Genomic DNA, 22433 nt, shown 5'->3' on the forward strand with positions numbered 1-22433 from the left:
AAAAAATTATTACCAGAATTTCACATAAAGCATAGCTAAAATCATTAAAGTCACTACGATCATCACCATGGTAGAAGGAGTTACTCTAAACATTTTGCTATCAATTTCAAAGGCTTTAGGATTAACTTTCGGTCCGGCCAAACTTAATACAATCATCACCAGCATGGTAAATGCGAATGAAAGACCCATACAAATTAAGAACGGAATTTCATAAGCCCCTTTGCCGTTAGGATAAGCTGTATAAAGCAGCGTTTCATTACCAAACCATGCTGGAGCATAGTTGTTAAACACAACAGATAAGGCAAAACCGGTTAATAAACCTGCAATCGCTGCCGTACCGGTGGTCCGTTTCCAGAACATACCCAAAATGAACATGGCAAATACTCCCGGACTAATAAAACCGGTATATTTCTGAATAAAAGTGAAACCACCTTCACCGCCAATACCCAATAAATCATTCCAGGTAAGTAAAACTGATAAAACAATCGCCATCAAAATGGTAATTCTTCCAACGCTTACTAGTTTTTTGTCTTCCGCATTTCTGTTGATGTATTTTTTATAGATATCCAAAGTAAAAATGGTAGAAATACTATTTGCTTTACCTGCTAAAGATGCCACAATAGCAGCCGTTAAAGCAGCAACAGATAAACCCTTTAGTCCAGTAGGTAAGAAACCTAGGATAGCCGAATAAGCGTTATCTGCGTTAAAATGCCCTCCTGGAGCCATTTCTGCTTGTAAGGCACCATTTTTATGCAATACATAAGCTGCAATACCTGGTAGCATTACAATAATCGGCATTCCAAGCTTTAAAAATCCGGCAAATAAAATACCTGTTCTCGCCGTCTTTAAATCAGCACCCAAAGCACGTTGGGTGATATATTGGTTACAGCCCCAGTAATTTAGGTTTACAATCCATTGCCCCGCAAAATACATGGCAATACCTGGTAACATTAAATACTTGTTTATATCTGCTTGAGAACTATTTGGCCCTGGTTTATCCAAAATCATATGGAAGTGATCAGGAGCATCTTTTAAGAGCATTTTAAATCCGGCAATGGCATCTTTGCCCAAGCCAAACTGCTCACTTACAAGTGTTAATGCGATATAAGTGGTAGCTAATCCGCCAATAATCAAAACAACTACCTGAATTACATCAGTAAAGCCAATTACCTTCATTCCGCCAAGGGTAATGACCAATGCGAAAACAGCCAATCCAATCATTACTATACCAAAGTAATCGGGACTAATCATACTGCTGATGGCAATCGCACCCAAGTATAAAATAGAGGTCAGGTTAACGAAGATATACAGGAACAGCCAAAAAATAGCCATAATTAAGCTTACCGTTTCGTTATACCGGGTTTGCAAAAATTGCGGCATCGTAAAGATCTTATTCTTTAGGTAGATTGGAATAAACCAAACTGCCACAATAATTAAGGCAATTGCAGCAACCCATTCATAGGCAGCTACCGCAATCCCTACCACAAATCCGTTTCCACTCATTCCAATAAACTGCTCGGCCGAAATATTGGAAGCAATTAGCGAAGCGCCAATAGCCCACCAGGTTAAAGATCCTTCGGCCAGGAAAAAATCGTGGCTTCCCGAAACTTCCTTGCTCTTTTTACGGCTATAAATCCAATAGCCATATCCAGAGATAAGGATAAAATAAAAGATAAAGACGGCAATATCTACCGCTGAAAAATTGTTCATCATAATGGTTTAATATTTGGTTTAGGTTTTATTTATAGTAAACTTCGTTCCAGTGTAGCTCATTTCTAAGCTGATCCAATTTAGTGTCTGCACCTATATTAATATATTCTAGACCCGCAATATTAGCAAAATCTAATAAATGTTGCGTGGTTAAATTTTGGCTATAGGCAGTATGGTGTGCGCCACCAGCATAAATCCAAGCTGCGCAACCTGTTTTCATATCCGGTAAGGGTTTCCAAAGTACCCGTGCAACAGGTAAATTAGGTAGATCATTTTCCACCTCAACCGCTTTCACTTCGTTAACCAATAAACGGAAACGATTCCCCATGTCTATTAAGGAAGCATTCAATGCATCACCACCTGCAACGTTAAATACCAAGCGGGCAGGATCGGCTTTTCCGCCTATTCCTAAGGGATGAACCTCTAAATTAGCTTTTCCGCTAGCCAAAGAGGCATCTATCTCCAGCATATGGGAACCTAATACCATAGAGTTGGTAGGGTCAAAATGGTAGGTATAATCTTCCATAAAAGCATTTCCACCCGGTAAACCTGCACCCATTACCTTACACGCACGAACCAAAGCCGCTGTTTTCCAATCTCCTTCTCCTGCAAAACCAAAGCCATCGGCCATTAAGCGTTGAGCAGCGATACCAGGCAATTGTACCATCCCATGTAAGTCTTCAAAGGTATCAGAAAAACCTTTAAAACCTCCTTCGGTTAAAAATTTCCTTAACCCAATCTCAATTTTTGCGGCTTCATATACTGATGCATGTCTCGCACCACCCGTTCTCAAATCGGCACTCATTTGATAGCTGTCTTCATATTCAGTGAGTAATGCTTTGATCGACTGCTCACTGCTGCTATTAATGATCTCCACTAAATCGCCAATTCCATAAGTGTTTACCGAGAAGCCAAACTTCAGCTCGGCTTCCACTTTATCACCGTCTGTTACCGCAACATAGCGCATGTTATCACCGAAGCGGGCAAATTTTGCGCCTTGCCAGTCATTCCAGCCAGCTGCAGCTCTGCACCACATATCAATCTCACCAACTACCTCTTCATCTTGCCAGTGTCCAACAACTACTTTACGATCTTTGCGCATTCTGGAAACCATAAAGCCAAATTCACGATCGCCGTGTGCACTTTGGTTCAGGTTCATAAAATCCATGTCAATCGAATTCCATGGAATATCTCGGTTAAATTGCGTGTGTAAATGCAATAAAGGCTTTTGCAGGATATTTAAACCCCTGATCCACATTTTGGCAGGAGAGAAGGTGTGCATCCAGGTAATTACACCGATACAGTTTGCTTCAATATTTGCTTGCTGTAAAGTTTCAAATATCTCTTCAGGTGTTTTAACAATGGGTTTATAAACAACGCGCACAGGTATTTTGCTTTGTTTGTTTAATGAATCTGCAACTTGTTGTGCATGTTCAGCAACTTGCTTAAGTGTTTCTTCTCCGTACAAATGTTGTGTGCCTGTAATGAACCAGACTTCGAATTTTTTTAAATCAATCATATTTATGCGTTTAGCGATAAGCGTTCTGAGTGCTTACCATTTAGTTTTTGGTTATTCCTGTCCATAGTAAGCTCCGGTTCCGTGCTTCCTATCAAAGTGTTTTTTTATCAGTGAATCTTTAAGTTTTGGTGCCTGTGGGTTAATTTGCTCAGTAAATAATGCCATTTGCGCAACACTTTCCAATACTGCACTATTGTAAACTGCCTTTTGGGCTGTTTTTGCCCAAGTAAAGGGCGCATGGTTACCAACCAAAATCATTTCCACTTCCTCATAACTCAATCCCAATGCTTCAAAGTGCTTAATGATCTGAAATCCCGTTTCATATTCATAGTTTCCTTTGATCATTTCATCACTCATGGGTGGGGCACAAGGAACATCAACCGTAAGGTGGTCTGCGTGGGTTGTACCGTAAATAGGGATGGCGCGCTGTGCCTGAGCCCATGCAGTTGCATAGGTAGAGTGCGTATGGACAATCCCTTCTATGGCCGACCAGTTTTTATAGAGGACAGCATGCGTTTGGGTGTCGGATGATGGGCGTAGATTACCTTCAATGGTTTTCCCATCAAAATCTACTACAACCATCTTTTCAACCGTTAACGCTTCATACGGAACCCCGCTTGGTTTAATAGCAAATACACCTTGTTGTTGGTCGGCCGCACTTACATTACCGAAGGTAAATAACACTAAATTTAGTGCAGGCAATTGCATATTTGCCTCGTAAGCTTGTTCTTTTATGCTTTTGTAACTCATGACAAGTAAGGTTTGATATCTTTCTTATGATATTTTTCTAAGTATCGGCCCAAAGTCTGATATCGTTGATAATGTTCACGATACATTTTTTGTTTACGCTTGTTTGGTTTATATTCTTTTTCAAAACCTGTTCCCATGGCATCCATAGCTGCTTCTACCGTAGGGTAAATACCAGCTGCCGTTGCTGCGAACATGGCAGCCCCTAAAGCACAGGTGTGCTCAAAACGGTGAATGCGTATCGGCATCTCTAAAATATCAGCCATCATCTGCATAATATAAGGAGATTTTTTAGCTACTCCACCAATTCCAATAATTCCCTTTACAGGTACTTGCTGATCTTTAAAACATTCTACAATGCTTTTTGCGCCAAAACAGGTTGCTTCGGCTAGCGACCTGAAAACCCTAGGTGCATCCGTGCCTAAGCTTAAGCCTGTAATCGCACCCTTTAATTCCTGATTTGCATTAGGCGTTCTGCGTCCGTTTAGCCAATCTATTGCTAGTTCTTCGTAATCATCGTCGCCCAATGCCTCAGCTTGCGCACTTAAAGTGGCTATCATTTTTCCTTCCAGCTCTATTCGTAACGCTTCCGCTGTCGCCGGCTCAATAACGGTCGATTCTGCTAAAAGGCTATTCAAAGGCCAGCTTATCAGGTTTTTAAACCAGGCGTATACATCCCCAAAAGCCGATTGCCCCGCTTCTAAACCAGCCATATTAGGAATTACTGAGCCATTTACCTGTCCACATATCCCTTTTATTAAGTTGCCGTCCATGTCCTGGTTGGGTGCAACCAAAATATCACAAGTGCTCGTGCCCATTACCTTGCTTAAAAAATAAGGTTCAATTTGTCCACCTACAGCACCCATATGGGCATCGAAAGCGCCAACTCCAACGATCACATCCGTGCTTAAACCTAATTTATCAGCCCATGCTGTACTTAACTTACCTGCAGGAACGTCTGATGTGTAGGTGTCGGTAAATAAGCGATCTCTAAATCCTTTAAGCAATGGATCGAGGCTTGCCAGAAAATCCTCGCTCGGAAGTCCGCCAAATTCTTCGGCCCATAATGCTTTATGTCCGGCAGCGCAGCGACTTCTCTTCATCTTTTTGATATCAGTTTCACCACATAATAGAAAAGGAATCCAGTCGCAATGCTCTACCCATGAAACCATCTGTGACCTAACTTTTTTATCAGCTCTTAAAATGTGCAGTAATTTAGACCAAAACCATTCCGATGAGTAAATACCACCCGCATATTTGAGGTAGTTTACAGCAAATTTTTGTGCGTGCTCATTAATTTCGTTAGCTTCTTTAATAGCAGTATGGTCTTTCCAAAGCACAAACATCGCATTTGGATTCTCCTCAAAACCACTTGTCAGACATAACGGAATGCCCTGCTCGTTCACCGCAATAGGGGTCGACCCGGTTGTATCAACTGCAATTCCTTTCACTTGCGCGGCAATTTGGTCGCCACCTGCTTTAGCGATACATTCTTTGATGGTATGCGTTAAACCCTCAATATAATCTAAGGGGTGTTGCCTGAATTGATTTAATGTTGGATTGCAGTATAACCCCTTTTGCCATCGTGGATAAAGGAATACAGCTGATGAAATTTCACTGCCATTGCTGGCATCTACTAAAACAGATCGGACCGAGTCGGTACCGTAATCTACACCAATTACATAGTTCTTCACTTCGTCTTTAAAATTAATAAGTGTCTAATTAACGTTTATTTTTTTGAAATGCAAAATATTCATAAGAATATTGCTGATTAATTTAATTAAAATTGGAATTTATATATTCGCATCATGAGAATATTAGGACTAGCAACACTGTTTACCTTGTTTTGGGCATGTTCCCCTAAAATAAATACGAATGCCAAAGAGCAAGAAGGAAATTCATTAAAAGTAATGAGCTACAATATTCATCATGCAAATCCACCTTCGAAAGCGGGAATAATTGATCTTGACGCAGTTGCTGCAGTCATTAACAAAGAAAATCCAGATATCGTTGGTTTACAGGAAGTCGACAAGTTGACCAAGCGTTGCGGTAATGTTGACCAAGCAAAAGTGCTGGCAGAAAAAACTGGTTTACATTACCAGTTTTTTAAAGCGATTGATCATGACGGTGGCGAATATGGTGTAGCCATTTTAAGTAGGTACCCAATCATAAGTTCATCAAAAGTGGCTTTACCTCAGGTAATGGAAGGGGAGGCCAGGGTGATGGCGGTTGCAGAGATTATTTTGCCTAATAAAATGAAGGTTACTTTCGTAAACACCCATTTGGATGCGCAAAGACCCGATAGTAACCGTGTTGTGCAGATGAAAGCAATATTAACCAATCTAGCAAGGGTAAAAGGTGCCATACTATTGGTGGGTGACTTAAATTGTGAAGCCAGCAAAGAACCAATTGCCTTATTAGATAAGACTTTTAAACGAAGCTGTGTGCTTAATTGTGCACCAACAATTCCCCAGGATAAACCTGTTAAAACAATAGATTATATTGCATTAAGTAAGGCAAATTGGCAGTTAAAGTCACATCACGTTATCCCAGAGACTTATGCTTCAGACCACCGTCCGGTTATGGCGGTTTATCAGCTTAAGTAAAGGCTTCCTCAATTACTTGCGTGTAAAATTCTTTAAGCCCCATGTTCATGGCCGCCACTTGCTGTGGAATAAAACTGGTAGCTGTTTGCCCCGGAATAGTATTGATTTCGATGAAATAAAAGTCGCTCGTTCCGTGTTCGAGGAAATAGTCTATCCGAACAATTCCTTTACAACTAAGTTTTTGGTAAATAGCAGTAACTACGCGCTCCACTTTGTTTTTTTCTTCTTCTGTCATGCGGCCTGGCGTAATTTCTTCGGTAGCGCCCGGTGTATATTTTGCTTCGAAATCGAAAAACTCATTAGCGGGAATAACCTCTGTTGCCGGTAAAACAACAATATTTCCTTTTGTTTTAAAAACGCCCACAGAAAATTCTCTTCCTTCAACAAATTCTTCTACCAAAACCTGGTTATCTTCCTTAAATGCTTTGTCCAGTGCTTCTTTTAAGTCGTTATGCTCTTTCACCTTCGACATGCCGATGCTACTGCCACCATTATTGGGTTTTACGAAGTAAGGAAGCTTTAGGGTATTTATTATTTCATTTAAATTGCTTTCGTCATTATTAAAAAGCTGAATTGACTTAGCGATCTTTAAATCTTTTATTCCGTCTACAATGGCTTTGGTATAGCCTTTGTTCATAGTAATTGCGGAAGTTAACGCATTACAAGTAGTGTATGGCATACCAATCATATCAAAATAACCCTGAAGTTTTCCATCTTCACCGGGCGAACCATGAATGGCAATAAAAACACCATCAAACTTGATTTTTCTCCCATTTAAGTTTAAGGAAAAATCGTTGCGGTCCACTTCTATTTTAACTGAATCAGCAGGCTCATAGAACCAATGCTGATCAGTAAGCATAATTTTATATACATCATATTTATCAGTGTCGATATGCTGTGCAATGGTTGCTGCGCTTTTTACTGATACCACCCACTCTCCGGTGGTTCCGCCAGTTAATAATGCAATTGTTTTCTTCATGTACTTTTTGCTTAGATTAATCAAAAATATAAATTAGTTCATGCAGATTTGATTTTAATTGAGATAAAATATTTTTTTAAGCTAAATTTGAACAACATTTACACCCAAATGAAACTTAAATGAGCAACTTTTTTGCCTACCTTAAAACCAGATCGTTCCGAAATAATTTAATTGCTGCCCTTTGTACCGTGGCAGCCATCTTATTGATTGCATTTTTTAGTCTACGTTATTATACCAAACATGGTGAGGGGATGGACGTGCCAACTGTTAAAGGATTAACGATAAGTCAGGCCATTAGCAAACTAGAGGAAATGGGCCTACGTTACGAAATTGATTCGGTTTACATTATGGATAAGCCACCAGGTGTAGTAACCGATCAAGATCCTGATGCTGGAACTTTCGTGAAACAAAACCGGACTATTTACCTAACCATCAACGCTACACAGGCTCCAAATGTAAAGTTCCCCGATATAGAGTTTAAATCATTACGTGAGGCACAGGCCATGCTGGAAAGTTATCGACTCAAAGTGGGAGATACTACCTACAAACCAGATGTGAGTAGGGATGTAGTGTTGGAAGCGTTTTTTGGAGGACAACCTATCAAAGCCGGGGAGGTTTTGCCGACTGGTTCGAGAATTAACCTTACCTTGGGTGATGGGAGAGGGAATGAAGAGGTAGAACTTCCGAATTTAATTGGTATAACGCTTGATGAGGCAAGGTTCTCTTTAAAAGGATCGATGCTAAATTTAGGGGCCATATCATCAGATGGCATAATTACAGACACGGCAACAGCAGTCATCATCGCTCAATTCCCTTCAACTGCCGATTCTTTAATCAAAGTAAAAATAGGCTCGCCTGTAAGTGTGACGATATCCAACAAAAAACAATAATTCTGAATAATATAAAATGAGCACTGAGAAAAAAGAAATAAAAAATAGTACTAAGCTTATCATAGGTGTGGCCCTGGCTATCTTGCTGGTAGGAGGCTTTTATGGACTGAACTTGTATAAGACCTATTTCGCTCCGAATGTGAATGCCGATGAAACCTATTTATATATTAAAACCGGATCGGGTTATGAAGATTTATTAACCACACTCCAAAGCAAGAATATCGTTAAAGATGTGGCTACGTTTAAGAAAGCGGCCGACAAAATGAATCTCCAGGCAAGCTTAAAATCTGGACGTTATCGCTTAAAAGAAGGTTTAAATAATAGAACTTTAATCAACACAATTAAAGCAGGTAATCAGGAACCTGTAAAGCTTAAGTTTCAGAATATCCGTAAAAAGGAGAATTTCGCTGCTTACATGGCTAAAAACATGGAGGCAGACTCAATGGCTTTTATCCGTGTACTCGATTCAGTGCCATTATTAGAAAAATATGGCTTCAATAAAGAAAACAGCTATACCATGTTTATTCCAAACACCTACGAACTGTATTGGAACATTAAGCCTATTGAATTTTTTGAAAGAATGCAAAAGGAGTATGATAAGTTTTGGAATGCTGAACGCAAGCAAAAGGCAGCAAAACTAAAGCTTACACCGATAGAAGTGGGTGTTTTAGCTTCCATCGTTGATTATGAAGCCCTATATGATAAGGAAATGCCCACTATTGCGGGTTTGTATCTAAACCGCTTAAATAGAGGTATCCTATTGCAGGCAGATCCGACGGTTATATTTGCAAATAACGATTTCACCGTTAAACGTGTTACCAGCTCATTGTTAGCGGTTGATTCCAAGTACAATACCTATAAGTATAAAGGCTTACCTCCAGGACCAATTATGATGCCGAGTATTAAGGCCATTGATGCGGTTCTAAATAGGGAAGCAAATAATTATATTTATATGTGCGCTAAAGAGGATTTTTCGGGATACCATAATTTTGCCGAAACCCGGGAGCAACATGAAGTGAATGCCCGAAAGTACAGAGCAGCGCTAAACAAACGCAAAATTTTTAGATAATGTTTGAATACGAAAGCAAAGTAAGGGTTCGCTATATCGAAACAGACCAGATGGGTATTGTACACCATGCCAACTATGCACAATATTATGAGTTGGCCAGGACAGAATGTTTCGAGGCCTGCTCTGGAATGAGCTATGCAACTATGGAGGAAGAAGGGGTGATGTTACCTATTTTAGAACTTCAGTCCAAATATTTGAAACCAGCTTATTACAATCAGGTGCTAACTATTAAATCTATCGTTAAAACGTTACCCTCGGTTCGGTTAAACGTGGAATATGAGATTTATAATGAGGCTAACGAGTTAATTAATACAGGCAAAACAACCTTGGTATTTGTAAATAAGGAAACCCGTCGTCCTTGTCAGCCCCCAGAAAGCTTCATGAAAAACGTAAGACAGTATTTTGAATAGCAAATGAATTGGATACACAAGCAGTTACTAAGATTGAAACTTTACTCCATGTTTATTGCGTGGACAAAAGTTTGTGTATTGCCTGGGTTTAGTCCGCTGCCAATTTATACGGTGGCCACCTTCTTTTTTAAAGAGATAGGAAAGGAAACCTTGGTGAACAAGGCTTCTTCACTTGCCTATAATTTTATGTTGGCTATATTTCCTGCGATTATATTTCTTTTTACCTTAATTCCTTACATACCAGCAAGCCTGGGGTTTCAAGAGCAATTGATGTCGTTGCTTGCCTTAATATTGCCTACCGACGCTTATATTGCGTTTGAGGGAACGATTAATGAGATTGTGAATATTCAAAATGGTAACCTGCTTTCCATAGGTTTTATTTTGTCATTGTTTTTTGCCACCAATGGGGTGCATAAATTAATGGCGGCTTTTAACAAATCATCTTTAATTGTCGAAACACGTACCTGGCTAAAGCAGCGTTTGGTAGCGATTATCCTCACCGTCATCATTTCATTTTCTGTCATTATTTGTATAGTAGCGATGGCTATAAGTGAGATTTTACTAAAGTATCTTAAAAATGAGTTGCATTATGAGGGTAATCTAACATCCTATGCTATTCAATTAACAAGTTGGGCTTTGCTAGGCGCACTGTACTTTATTACCGTCTCAATTTTATACCGTTATGGTCCCGCCCATGCCAAGAAATGGAAATTTTTTAGTGCAGGTTCTTGGTTGGCCACAATTCTGGCTTTTCTAACCATTTGGGGATTTTCTTATTACATCAATAACTTTAATTCCTACAATAAACTGTATGGTTCAATCGGAACACTGATTGTGATGATGATCTGGTTGTATTTAAATTCTTTGATCCTATTAGTTGGGTTTGAACTTAACGCAAGTGTAGATTTATCGAAAAGAAGTGTGAAAATTATACGTCCAAACTTTAACATCTTCAAAAAACCTTTGCCAGTCGAGAATAAACTAGAGAAATCTTAATTTTTTCTGCCTCTGTTTGAAGCGTTTAAGCATTTTCTGAAAAAAATATCATTCCATTGTTTGCAGATTTAACAAGAGTTTGTACTTTTGCGGCGGAGAGTTGGCAGAGTGGTCGATTGCGGCAGTCTTGAAAACTGTTGACTTGTCAAAGGGTCCGCGGGTTCGAATCCCCCACTCTCCGCAGTAAGTGCAAAAGCGCGTGGTTTTAGAACACGCGCTTTTATTTTTATATAGCACCAATAAACAGCTATTTAGGGATCAATGCCAAAATTTGGGATCAACCAACTGTGATAGGTATTAACGATTTAAATTGAAAATCACTTTATTCTTCTAAAAATTGATCATAAAACTTCAAGAACTTTAGGGGATTCGAACACCCTCGATTTACATCCTCCGCGGCCAAAAGATACTACACCTAGGTTATTTTTGAAAAGTTTATTTGGTATAATCACTTGAGATTAGAATCTCGCAGGACGTAATGAAAAGATTATCCAGAAAACTTGAAAGTATAAAATAGTTTACTTTTTATTGTTTTTTGGTAAACTATTGTTTACCTTTGGTTATAAATCAAGAGAAGGGGATGAAATGGAATGAACTCATTAGAAAATTAAAAAAAGCTGGTTATGTTTATCTCCGAGACGCAAAGGGAAGCCATGAGTACTGGCATCACCCCGATAAAAAAGGGAGTGAAATTGTAATAGCAAAACATGGGGCTAAAGAAATTGGTACTGGATTAGCGAACAAGATTTTAAAAGAGGCAGGACTAAAATAGTCCTCTTTTTTATTTATATATACTGTTAATTATTCTTTACATCAACACACTGACAAGATGAAAAAGATCGTATTTATTGTTGAAAAAACCTCAGATGGTTTTTCAGCTTACGCAGAGGATGATAATATCCAAGCTGCAACAAGTGCAGATACAATGGCTGAATTAAGAATCAATATTGTAGATGCATATAATTCAGTCGCAGAATTAAAGGGATGGCCAGAAGTGACTATTGATGAGATCAATGTTCAGCTAGACTTACCTCAATTTTTTGATTACTATAAAATTATAAATGCAAGTGCATTAGGTTCTCGAATAGGTATGGATAAGACTTTGTTGTCACAATATGTAAACGGACACAAGAAAGCTGGGCCTAAACAAATACAAAAGATACTGAATGGCATAAAACAACTTGGAAGTGAATTGTCTTCTTTAGAGTTTGCTTAAATCTATTTAGAGGATAGAACCGTTACTAATAATTTAAAGATTTGAACTACTAGTGAAAATGTAAATATGGCTAGTAGGTGTTGCATTACAAGCAGAGGTTCTCCGCCATAATTGGTGTCAAAACAAGCAATAAAGCCTGCAGATCATAAGATCGCAGGCTTTATTTGTTATATTCGTATTTTATGTATTTATCCAATGGACAAATTACTTTCGGAAATTCGAAGCTGCACCGTTTGCCAAGAATCTTTACCTTATGCTCCAAAACCGATAATTCAAGTCAGTAAGTCGTCAAAGATTGTGGTGATAGGGCAGGCACCCGGACAAAAAGTCCAGGATAGCGGGATTCCTTGGGATGATGCAAGTGGTAACAATTTAAGAGAATGGCTAGGTGTTAGTAAGCAAGAATTTTATGATGATGCACTATTTGCACTCATGCCAATGGGTTTTTGTTTTCCAGGTACAGGTAAATCAGGCGATTTGCCTCCCAAACTTGCCTGTGCGCCTTTATGGCATCAACGGGTTTTTGAATCACTGCAAGAAGTAAAATTGGTACTACTGATCGGGCAATATGCTCAGCATTATTATTTGCCAAACAGCCCAAAAAGTACTTTGACCGAAACAGTAAGAAATTACAGGGAATACCTGCCAAACTATTTCCCATTACCACATCCATCACCTCGCAACAATATTTGGCAAAAGAAAAATCAGTGGTTTAAGGAGGACGTATTAACTGTTTTAAAAGAAAAAGTAGCAATGATCTTGAGTTCTTGCTAACTTCACGTCAAACTTATCGCCCTAATAAACTATCTTATGAAATATTCTTTTTTTCTTTTGCTCTTCCTATCAATTCATGTTTATGCCCAAAAAGTAGAGGTGTTGCTGATCGGTGTTTCACATAACTATAGTACTTACGCTCCGCAAGATTTTTCAGGTATCCATGATAAGATCAGGAAATTTAAGCCGACTGCTTTTTTTGGAGAATTCCTGAGTAAGGAAGATGAGCCCCTGCTAATGGATTATTGGTGTAAATCCGATAATATTAAACGGTTAGAGTTTCTTAAAAAGAATCGAAATATTGCAACAGCTAAATTGCCAGGAACCATCGACAGTTTAACAGAACTCTCGTTAAAGAATCCAAAAGATTATCGGATAAAAACGGATCTGGCACATGCCTATTACCTTAACCAAGATGTTTCCAATGGCCATTTTCAATTTTGGCAAGTATATGATCATTTACGACAAACCCCTGATGTTGAACTTGAGAATTATGTAAATAAAATACTTAGTCCGCGATTGGACGTAACAGGACGAAGCATGAAAAGGCTAAAAACTTCCGAGTACGCCTATATCGCCTTCCCCATGATGTTGGAAATGAAAATTCGAGAATTACTGCCAATGGACTGCCAAGATTATGACCTTAACTGGATCGCAGCATCCATTGCTTTTCATACTAAATTCAAAACTTACCGAGCAGATACAGCTGCAACTTATGCTAAAGAACTCATCGCCTTAATGATTAAAAGAGATCAAGGATTTGGAAAAAGCGCTGAGGTAGAAAAAAACTCGAGAAAGGTGACGGAATGGTTAAACACGGATGAAGCATCTGGCATTTTTGCCTCCGGAGATTTTTACTTCCCAGCCATGTATGACTTAATCAATTTTCCAAAAGAAGAAATGCTTTCGCAAATCCATTGGTGGCTCATGAGAAACAAGGTGATGTGTGAGAATGTGGTAAATAGAGCTAGAGCTTCTGGAGCGACAAAAGTAGTGGTCATTGCTGGGGCCAACCACAGAAAGTATATGCAAGATATATTTAAAACAATGCCAAGCGTAACCGTAAAGAATATTAATGAGGTTCAATAAAAAAAATAGAATATATGGAACATAAAGCAATCTCCATCCGGCCTTTTATTGGGGCAATTGATTTTGAAATATCAAGGAGCTTTTACCGCGACCTAGGCTTTGAAGAAACCGTACTTGCGCACAATTTGTCTGTTTTTAAGACTGGAAACAATGGTTTTTATCTACAAGATGCCTACGTAAAGGATTGGGTAGATAATACCATGCTCTTTTTAGAGGTGGAAGATGTTGAACGTTTTTGGAGCGAATTGATAACTTTAAACCTTACTGCAAAATATAAAAACGTCAAGCTTGGGCCCATACGGACTGAACCTTGGGGCAAAGAGTGCTTTATACATGATCCATCTGGTAATTTATGGCATGTAGGTCAATTTAATTAAACTTGTGCCAGTTCTTGGTCATTGCCGGGTCGACTGTCCCTTCTGCAATGGTGGCATGTAAAATGGCTGCTGGATTAAAGGATTTATTGTTTAGGATAGACTCACCTGCAAAATGTTTTTCAACATATTTAAGGGAAATAGCCGTAACGCATAAACATCCAGGTAAAATTGGGAATTCAAAAGTCTGCTCGGGTACCAATGTAGGTTTAAAGGAGTAGGGGATTACCATTAATTGAGGCTCTTCCAAGTCGCTATGGCTATGTGTAAGATCGACCATCGCAACGGCAATAATCAATCTACACTCATTGAGACGTTCTATTGGCGATTTTAACTCTAAAGGAATTTTTAGTTCAGGTATGGTAACTTTTAAAACTAACCCATCTATCGTAATCTTAGGTTGCACAAAAAAATTATTCTTTACCATAGAGTTTACATTAAACTCAAAGCCAGCAAGGGTCTGGAAGCTGTCGGCCGCGAAGTTCAATTCCCCTGTTTCCGGGTCTTTAACGCTATTAAGGCAACGCAGTATTTCGGCATTTAATCGATAGATCATTGTCCCATCATAAAGCTTAAAACAGACATACGCAAGCGCCCGACGCAGGCCAGCTGCTAGCCGACTCGATTTCCCGAAAATATCTGCCGCTTTTTTTGTACCTTCGGTTAAGTGGCTTTTTCGGACGTGAGGTTTACCCTGTACAATCTGCTTGCCACGATAATCGCGATAAACAAGGTTCGCTACTTGGCCCTTGATGAATTTCCCACTAATATTTGCCATATAAGTTTGATTAAGCTAACAGGTTCGGAACGTGTTCGAGACAGGTTCGTACTTGCTTGCAGATAAATGTTATATAAATATAATAAAAATCTAGTGTAAGTCCAAGTTTTTACGGCATAAGTTGGACTTATATTGGACTCATACTGGACTCATATTGGACTCATCTCTAAGAAAGTACGAAGGAATCCAGAAGCATAGGCGAAGCTGTCCCGAAGCAAATTCCTTAAACTTTCGTTGTTTTCCACTTGCCTTTTTTAAACAGCAAGTAGGCGGCTATGGTAATGCCCACTTCGGCTACGGGTATAGCCCAAAATACGCCTGTCGGACCCATCTCTAAATACTTAGCTAAAAAGTAAGCTAAAGGGATCTGGAATAGCCAGAAGGCAATGACATTAATTTTTGTAGGTGTCCAGGTATCTCCTGCACCGTTAAAGGCGCTAATGAGTACCATACCGATGCCATAGAGTACAAAACCATAACTAAGGGTCCTGAGCGCTTCAACGGCAACCGTTTTAATTAGCGGATCTGTGGTAAAGAACGAAGCAAAATAAGGCCCGCAACTTAAAAACAGGATGGTCACTACTGCCATAAAGATAATGGTAAATTTCATGGTTTCAAAGACCGATTTTTCGGCCCTATCTACATGTTTTGCACCTAAATTTTGTCCAACCAGGGTTGCTGCAGCATTGCTGAGGCCCCAAGCAGGTAACATAAAGAACATCATTAGGCGCAGCGCAGTTTGATAACCTGCAGAACCATGGTCCCCACCGGTAGTAGCTACCAATTGCGCAAGGAAAATCCAGCTGCAGGAAGCAATTACGAATTGTAAGATACCCGGAGCGGCGATCTTAACAATGGCTTTGATTTGCTCCCAATGTGGTTTAAAGTAGGCTAATTTAATTTTTAACGCACCATTTCCCTTTACCAAGTGATATACCTGATAACTCACCCCCAAGCCGCGGCCCAGGGTTGTGGCAATAGCAGCGCCAGTTAAACCAAATGCGGGAATGGGTCCGAAACCCCTGATAAACAAGGGACAAAATATGATATTGGCAATGTTGGCGATCCACAGGCTCTTCATGGCAATTGCCGCGTTACCAGCACCTCTAAAAATACCATTGATTAGGAAGAGGAGCATGATGATCATGCTGCCACCCATCATAATGCGGACAAAGTTTGTCCCCTGTACCGCCGTTTCTTCGGTGGCGCCCATTATTAACAGGATTTCTTTAGCGAAAAATACTCCTATAAGGCTGATAATAATATTGATGAACATCGAGATAACGATGGTTTGCATTCCAGCCTTTGCGGCAGCTTTAGGGTCTTTTTCGCCAATACGGCGGGCAACGACAGCGGTAGCAGCCATGCTCATGCCAATGGCCAATGAATAGATGATGGTAAGTACCGATTCGGTAAGGCCGACTGTTTGGATGGCATTACTGCTATTGGGTAAATGACCTACAAAATAGAGATCTACGAGGGCGAAAACCGATTCCATCATCATTTCTAACATCATCGGGATCGCTAATAAAACGATGGCCTTTCGGATGCTGATGGCGGTATAATCGGTTTCTTCGCCTTTTAAGGCCTGGGTAATTAATTGAATGTAAGAAGTTAGACTATGTTTAGTCTTAAGAGATTGGGACATTTAAAGAAAAATTAAGCAGGTATGAAGATAGAGATTTTCGGCAGGAAGATTTTAACCATATTTTACCTTAAAATTTGTAAATCAACAGAATTTAAGGTAATATTGTGATACATGAAGGTTTTACAATTTACAATTCCGGTAGCAGATGATAGGGCAGTAATTGTGCAAGAAGACATCATGCCGCAGTTTTATCCTCATCTGCATCGACATAAAGAAGCCCAGCTTATTTGGATTAAGCAGGGGGAGGGTACGTTATTGATTGATAATCAAATGCATCCTTTTAAAAAGGATGATATCTTTTTAATAGGCGTTAATCAGCCACATCTTTTTAAAAGTAACCCCGAGTATTTTGTGGAAGAAAACGGATTGGAGATTAATGCTTTAATGATCTTCTTTGATCCAGCCGGGAAGCTCCAGTCTTTTTTAGACTTACCTGAAATGCAACTGATCAAGGCTTATTTGAATTTTGCGAAAGGAGGTTTGAAGCTTCCAGCAGATCAAGCCAGCTTAATCGCTCAGCAAATGACTAGTGTCCAACTAGCTAAAAATCAATACGTCATGATCCATTTTCTGGGCTTATTGGATCTAATGGCGCAGTTCCAGCACAGTTCGCAGGTGTTGGTTGCCAATGGACCATCCTTGTTCTCGGAAAGCGAAGGGATTAGAATCGGACATATTTATAACTTCCTCATGCAACATTATGATCGGAACATAACTTTGGTTGAAATTGCCGAGGAAGCGCATATGACACCTCAGGCATTTTGCAGGTATTTTAAAAAACATACCAGACAAACGCTGGTTTCGTTTCTAAATGAGATCAGGGTTAACGAGGCATGTAAAAAATTAACAAGCGGTAATTACGAAAATATATCAATTGTAGCCTACAACTGTGGTTTTAACAGTTTAACGAATTTCAATAGGGTATTTAAAACAATTATGAAAATAGCCCCGAAAACCTATCTGGAAAGCTACAATAAGCGTTTAAATTAAGAAAGATGGTAGATTCGACGACTCAGGAAATTGATGAAATTTTGGACAAAGCAGTTGATGCATTTCATCAATATAAAACATACAGCTTAAAACAGCGGGCAGATTTTATGCGTACCATTGCTTTGGAAATCACTGCATTGGGAGATGAACTGATCAATACCGCAGCAAGTGAAACAAATTTACCTGCGCCTAGGTTAATTGGGGAGCGCGCTAGAACGATCTTCCAGTTAAACAGCTATGCTGAAGCTACAGAGGCCGGAAACTGGATGAATGTAAGTATTGATACGGCAGATCCGGCACGTACCCCTCCAAAACCAGATACGCGTAAAACCTGCGTGCCATTAGGACCCGTGGTGGTTTTTGGAGCCAGTAATTTCCCTTTTGCCTATTCCACGGCAGGTGGAGATACAGCTTGCGCATTTGGTGCTGGTTGTCCGGTTATCGCAAAGGCGCATCCTGCACATTTCAAAACATCCTCTTTAATGGCCGAAGCGATTTTTAAGGCTGCTAGGAAATGCAATATGCCAAACGGTGTTTTTGCACATGTTCGGGGAGCAAGCTTTGAAGTGGGAAGTTATTTAGCCGGGCATCCACAGGTAAAAGCTATTGGATTTACAGGGTCATTTAGTGGAGGTAAGGCATTATTTGATCTCGCTAATCGAAGATCTGTTCCCATTCCCGTGTTCGCAGAAATGGGCAGTATTAATCCAGTTTTCCTGTTGCCAGAGAAATTGATGAATGAAGCAGACAGCTTAGCGAAACAATTGGCTAGTTCTGTCACATTAGGAATGGGTCAGTTTTGCACAAATCCAGGGTTAATTATTGCGGTCGACAGTGAGCCTTTAGACAGGTTCCTCTATCAATTAAAGAAGGAAATTGAAGTGCTGGCACCTTCCAAAATGCTTCACGAAGGAATTGAAAGCAATTATGAGCAAAAATTAGCGCAAGCACTAAATCAGAAAGGTGTACAAATAATTGCTTCGTCAGCAGGTTTAAGCAAGCTCATGATTGCCACTGCCACAGCCCAGACTTTTTTAAAGAACCCCATTTTGCACCAAGAAGTTTTTGGACCTTATGCTCTCGTTATTCAATGTACTAACAAGGAGGAAATGCTTTCGATTGCAAAGGCGCTCGAAGGACAGTTAACGACAACCTTGATGGCTACGGTAGCCGATATTAAAACACATGGTGAGCTATTGAATGCCATTCAAGAAATTTGTGGAAGATTAATTTTCAACAATGTGCCAACGGGCGTTGAAGTTAGCTTATCGATGCACCATGGCGGTCCGTTTCCGGCAAGTACCGATAGTCGTTTCGGTGCAGTGGGAGCAGATGGTATTAAACGTTTTGCCAGGCCGATATGTTACCAGAATTGTGAGGATGAACTGCTGCCAGACGAACTCAAAAACCACAATCCGCTGCAAATATTCAGAACGGTTAATAATGTGCTAACAAAGGACGTTATCTTGAATTAACTTTCATTTTAATTGGCTTTTTAAAAAAGAAAAGGCAATTTGCAAAAAAATTGAGGAGCTAATTTAAGTTATATGGAAGAACTGCTGGCAGACGAAGTATTACAATTATTAGAAAATGATAATGATAAGCAGTTAAAAGCCTATTTGAATGAGCTTAATATCTCAGATGTAGAGCATTTAATAGACGAACTTCCTCAGCATGCCGTGAAGTTCATGGAGACTTTATCCATTAAAAGAGCGGTAAATGTTTTCAGAATTCTCGATTTTCCTACCCAGGAAAGAATCATCAAAAAACTACAGAGCAATAAACTTACCGAACTCATTAGGCAATTGCCTCCTGATGATAGGACTGCCCTGTTAAGTGAGCTCAAAGGTGATGCCGTAAAGCGACTGCTGATTCTTTTAAATGATAATGACAGGATTGAAGCACTCCACCTTTTAGGTTACCAAGAAAACAGTGTGGGCAGGTTGATGACCCCTGATTTTATCGCCGTTAAAATAGACTGGACAGTAAATCGCGTGTTGTCACACATTCGCAGATACGGCAAGAACTCTGAAACGATCGATGTGATTTATGTGATTGATAAAGATGGGGTTTTGCTGGACGATATTCGGATCAGGGAAATCTTATTGGCCGATCCGGAGGTAAAGATTGGAGCCTTAACAGATAATCGCCTCATCGCCTTAAAAGTAGATGACCCACAAGAAGAAGCGATTAACGTATTTAGAATGAACAACCGCGTAGCATTGCCGGTAATCGATAACCAAAATATACTACTGGGAATCGTAACGGTAGATGATATTTTATGGATTGCACATGAAGAGTACACAGAAGATATTCATAAAATAGGTGGAACGCAGGCGTTAGATGAACCGTATTTAGATGTTCCGGTTTTTCAACTGTATAAAAAAAGGATCGTATGGTTAATTGTGCTGTTCTTTGGCGAATTATTAACCATTACTGCCATGTCCAATTTCCAGCATGAAATTGATAAAGTGGTTATTCTGGCGCTATTTATTCCTTTAATTATTTCGAGTGGGGGTAACAGCGGTTCGCAGGCAGCAACCCTAATTATACAGGCCATGGCTTTAGGCGAAGTGACCGTGAAAGACTGGTGGAATGTGATGAACAGAGAGATTTTTTCAGGTATTTTCTTGGGGACGACTCTTTGCTTATTAAGTTTTATAGTGTTGAGTATCTGGCAGTTTTTTTCTCCAGAATTTGGTACTCATTTTATACTGATCGGGCTCGTGGTAGGCTGTTCGCTCATAGGCGTTGTGCTCTGGGGAACCCTGATGGGCTCGATGCTTCCTTTGTTATTGAAGAAGTTGGGTGCCGATCCGGCGGCTTCATCAACCCCCTTTGTGGCTACACTGGTAGACGTAACTGGTTTGATTATTTATTTTTCGTTTGCTTTGTTATTTCTTAAGGGAGTTTTACTCTAAATTAAAAGCTAAAAATTATCCTACATATGGACAATAAAACTATCGCAAGAACTTTTCGACTATTAGCGCAATTGATGGAATTGCATGAGGAAAACCCATTTAAAATAAAATCGATTGCCAATGCTTCGTTTAAACTAGATAAGCTACCATTTAAGTTAGTGGGCAAAACTGCTGAAGAAATTGCGCAGGTAGATGGCATAGGTAAGAGTATTTCCGCTAAAGTGGTAGAATTATTGGATACCGGAAGTATTAAAGAACTAACCGATCTATTAGCACTTACCCCACAGGGGATTGTAGAAATGCTTGGGATTAAAGGAATTGGTCCGAAAAAGATCTTTGTGATATGGCACGAGCTTAAGATTGATACGGTTGGAGAGTTGTACTATGCTTGTAACGAAAATCGCTTGATCGAAGCGAAGGGATTTGGTCTGAAAACTCAGGAAGAAATCAAAAAAGTGATCGAGTTTAAAATGGCTGCTAACGGAAGGTTCTTATATGCCCATGTTGAACCGTTGGTTAATAATATTTTCGCAAGTTTATCGGTATGGCTAAATCAGGTAGAACACGATGCTTTGTTAGGTGTTGCTGGTCAGTTTAGACGTTGCTGTGAGATTATTGATGAAGTGAAATTAGTGGTTGGCACCGATAATACCATTGTGTTAAACAATAAAATAGCCGAATTTGAAGGTTTAATTTTTGAGCAGACTGTTGACGATACTTTTACTGCCATTACGGAAACTGGCTTGAGCGTACAGTTAAAAGTTGTTAATAAAGCCTATTTTTATGTAGAGTGGTTTAAGCAGACCGGAAATGATGCTCATGTTGAGGAAGTATTAAAGCGCTTGCCTGAGGGTTCATATCACAATGAAGAAGCGATTTATCAGGCGGCCGGATTGTCCTATGTTGAGCCGGAGTTGCGAGAGGGGTTGGGTGAAATCGAACTCGCCTTAACCAATAATCTGCCTAAATTAATTACTTTCGATGATTTGAAAGGAACGCTTCATAACCATTCTACTTGGAGTGACGGGGTAAATACCTTGGAAGAAATGGCGCTGTTCTGTAAAGATACGCTCAATTTGGAGTATCTGGGAATTTGCGACCATAGCAGGTCGGCTTTTTATGCCAAGGGGCTGGATGAACAACGTGTTTATGGTCAGCACCAAGAAATAGATGCACTGAATAAAAAACTGGCTCCTTTTAAAATTTTTAAGGGCATAGAAAGTGATATCTTAAACGATGGATCCTTAGATTACAGTGAAGAAATCTTGAAAACCTTCGATTTCGTCGTGGCTTCCATCCACAGTCCGCTGCGAATGGATGAAGAAAAGGCAACAGCCAGATTGATCAAGGCAATTGAAAACCCTTATACTACTATTTTGGGGCACCCGACCGGAAGATTGTTGCTGAGTAGGGCAGGTTATCCTATTGATTATAAAAAAGTGATCGACGCCTGCGCAGCGAATGGCGTGGTGATTGAAGTGAATGCCAATCCGCTAAGATTGGATTTAGATTGGCGTTGGCATCGTTATGCGTTAGCAAAGGGGGTTATGCTTTCTATCAATCCAGATGCCCATAGAACGGAAGGTTTTTATGATATGCATTTTGGCGTGTTAACTGCCAGAAAGGGCGGATTAACTTCTGATAAGAATTTAAATTCCTTTAGTCTCGATGAAATTACCAGGTATTTTGATAGCCGTAAGTTTTCAAGAATTTAATA

Annotated in this window: 21 protein-coding genes and 1 tRNA gene; 15 read left to right on the forward strand and 7 right to left on the reverse strand. The window is 39.7% G+C overall.

Going from position 1 to position 22433, the window contains the following annotated elements; genetic code table 11:
• Positions 1-9: 9 nt before the first annotated feature.
• Genes BM207_RS12830 through BM207_RS12845 form a run of 4 tightly spaced genes read right to left on the reverse strand, consistent with a single transcriptional unit; the run spans position 10 to position 5670 of the window.
• On the reverse strand, positions 10-1710 hold the full coding sequence (locus BM207_RS12830) for a sodium/sugar symporter (RefSeq protein ID WP_090995051.1): 1701 nt from the start codon (positions 1708-1710) through the stop codon (positions 10-12).
• A 28-nt stretch (positions 1711-1738) separates the two neighbouring features.
• Positions 1739-3229, reverse strand: coding sequence for an L-arabinose isomerase (gene araA / locus BM207_RS12835; RefSeq protein ID WP_090994692.1), 1491 nt, complete (start codon positions 3227-3229; stop codon positions 1739-1741).
• 51 nt (positions 3230-3280) lie between these two features.
• Positions 3281-3979: an L-ribulose-5-phosphate 4-epimerase gene (locus tag BM207_RS12840; RefSeq protein WP_090994695.1), complete on the reverse strand. Its 699-nt coding sequence runs from the start codon at positions 3977-3979 to the stop codon at positions 3281-3283.
• Entirely contained in the window at positions 3976-5670 is a 1695-nt protein-coding gene (locus BM207_RS12845) for a ribulokinase (protein ID WP_090994697.1), read from the reverse strand. The genes BM207_RS12840 and BM207_RS12845 overlap by 4 nt, the downstream gene beginning before the upstream one ends.
• 114 nt (positions 5671-5784) lie before the next feature.
• On the opposite strand from BM207_RS12845, the gene BM207_RS12850 reads away from it, so the two are divergent.
• A complete protein-coding gene (locus BM207_RS12850; RefSeq protein WP_090994702.1) occupies positions 5785-6582 on the forward strand; it encodes an endonuclease/exonuclease/phosphatase family protein in 798 nt (265 codons plus the stop codon).
• Here BM207_RS12850 and BM207_RS12855 read toward each other — a convergent pair.
• Positions 6575-7561 carry a D-alanine--D-alanine ligase gene (locus BM207_RS12855; protein WP_090994705.1) on the reverse strand — a complete coding sequence of 329 codons (987 nt, stop codon included), beginning with the start codon at positions 7559-7561 and terminating at the stop codon, positions 6575-6577. The two genes, BM207_RS12850 and BM207_RS12855, sit on opposite strands and share 8 nt — an antisense overlap.
• Positions 7562-7680: 119 nt before the next feature.
• Between BM207_RS12855 and BM207_RS12860 the strand changes: the two genes are divergently transcribed.
• The 10 genes from BM207_RS12860 to BM207_RS12905 all read left to right on the forward strand — a co-directional run bounded on the left by BM207_RS12860 (position 7681) and on the right by BM207_RS12905 (position 14382).
• Entirely contained in the window at positions 7681-8451 is a 771-nt protein-coding gene (locus BM207_RS12860) for a PASTA domain-containing protein (RefSeq protein WP_090994708.1), read from the forward strand.
• Positions 8452-8467: 16 nt separating this feature from the next.
• A complete protein-coding gene (gene mltG / locus BM207_RS12865; protein ID WP_090994712.1) occupies positions 8468-9520 on the forward strand; it encodes an endolytic transglycosylase MltG in 1053 nt (350 codons plus the stop codon).
• Positions 9520-9930, forward strand: coding sequence for an acyl-CoA thioesterase (locus BM207_RS12870; RefSeq protein ID WP_090994714.1), 411 nt, complete (start codon positions 9520-9522; stop codon positions 9928-9930). The genes mltG and BM207_RS12870 overlap by 1 nt, the downstream gene beginning before the upstream one ends.
• A 3-nt stretch (positions 9931-9933) precedes the next feature.
• Complete coding sequence (locus BM207_RS12875; protein WP_090994718.1) at positions 9934-10926, forward strand: YihY/virulence factor BrkB family protein; 993 nt, start codon at positions 9934-9936, stop codon at positions 10924-10926.
• Between the two features lie 94 nt (positions 10927-11020).
• Positions 11021-11107 (forward strand) — tRNA-Ser (locus BM207_RS12880).
• 375 nt (positions 11108-11482) lie between these two features.
• A complete protein-coding gene (locus BM207_RS12885) occupies positions 11483-11698 on the forward strand; it encodes a type II toxin-antitoxin system HicA family toxin (RefSeq protein ID WP_218155057.1) in 216 nt (71 codons plus the stop codon).
• 57 nt (positions 11699-11755) lie between these two features.
• Positions 11756-12142 carry a hypothetical protein gene (locus tag BM207_RS12890; protein ID WP_090994724.1) on the forward strand — a complete coding sequence of 129 codons (387 nt, stop codon included), beginning with the start codon at positions 11756-11758 and terminating at the stop codon, positions 12140-12142.
• A 195-nt stretch (positions 12143-12337) separates the two neighbouring features.
• Entirely contained in the window at positions 12338-12916 is a 579-nt protein-coding gene (locus BM207_RS12895; RefSeq protein WP_090994727.1) for a uracil-DNA glycosylase family protein, read from the forward strand.
• 36 nt (positions 12917-12952) lie between these two features.
• Complete coding sequence (locus BM207_RS12900) at positions 12953-14005, forward strand: DUF5694 domain-containing protein (protein ID WP_090994731.1); 1053 nt, start codon at positions 12953-12955, stop codon at positions 14003-14005.
• A 14-nt stretch (positions 14006-14019) separates the two neighbouring features.
• Positions 14020-14382: a VOC family protein gene (locus tag BM207_RS12905; protein ID WP_090994734.1), complete on the forward strand. Its 363-nt coding sequence runs from the start codon at positions 14020-14022 to the stop codon at positions 14380-14382.
• On the opposite strand, the gene BM207_RS12910 is transcribed toward BM207_RS12905, so the two are convergent.
• Together BM207_RS12910 and BM207_RS12915 are read right to left on the reverse strand one after the other, a co-directional pair.
• Positions 14375-15157 (reverse strand): hypothetical protein, encoded by a 783-nt coding sequence (locus BM207_RS12910; protein ID WP_090994736.1) that lies wholly within the window; start codon positions 15155-15157, stop codon positions 14375-14377. The genes BM207_RS12905 and BM207_RS12910 overlap by 8 nt on opposite strands.
• Before the next feature lie 223 nt (positions 15158-15380).
• Positions 15381-16805, reverse strand: a complete 1425-nt coding sequence (locus BM207_RS12915) for an MATE family efflux transporter (protein WP_090994738.1) — start codon at positions 16803-16805, stop codon at positions 15381-15383.
• 111 nt (positions 16806-16916) lie between these two features.
• Between BM207_RS12915 and BM207_RS12920 the strand changes: the two genes are divergently transcribed.
• The 4 genes from BM207_RS12920 to BM207_RS12935 all read left to right on the forward strand — a co-directional run bounded on the left by BM207_RS12920 (position 16917) and on the right by BM207_RS12935 (position 22431).
• Positions 16917-17795: an AraC family transcriptional regulator gene (locus BM207_RS12920; RefSeq protein WP_090994740.1), complete on the forward strand. Its 879-nt coding sequence runs from the start codon at positions 16917-16919 to the stop codon at positions 17793-17795.
• A gap of 5 nt (positions 17796-17800) precedes the next feature.
• Positions 17801-19270 carry an aldehyde dehydrogenase (NADP(+)) gene (locus BM207_RS12925; protein ID WP_090994742.1) on the forward strand — a complete coding sequence of 490 codons (1470 nt, stop codon included), beginning with the start codon at positions 17801-17803 and terminating at the stop codon, positions 19268-19270.
• A 72-nt stretch (positions 19271-19342) separates the two neighbouring features.
• Positions 19343-20716, forward strand: a complete 1374-nt coding sequence (gene mgtE, locus BM207_RS12930) for a magnesium transporter (protein WP_090994744.1) — start codon at positions 19343-19345, stop codon at positions 20714-20716.
• A gap of 26 nt (positions 20717-20742) precedes the next feature.
• Positions 20743-22431 (forward strand): DNA polymerase/3'-5' exonuclease PolX, encoded by a 1689-nt coding sequence (locus tag BM207_RS12935; protein WP_090994746.1) that lies wholly within the window; start codon positions 20743-20745, stop codon positions 22429-22431.
• Positions 22432-22433: the final 2 nt, after the last annotated feature.

It is taken from the genome of Pedobacter insulae, from assembly GCF_900113525.1.
In the GTDB taxonomy this organism is placed as follows: domain Bacteria; phylum Bacteroidota; class Bacteroidia; order Sphingobacteriales; family Sphingobacteriaceae; genus Pedobacter; species Pedobacter insulae.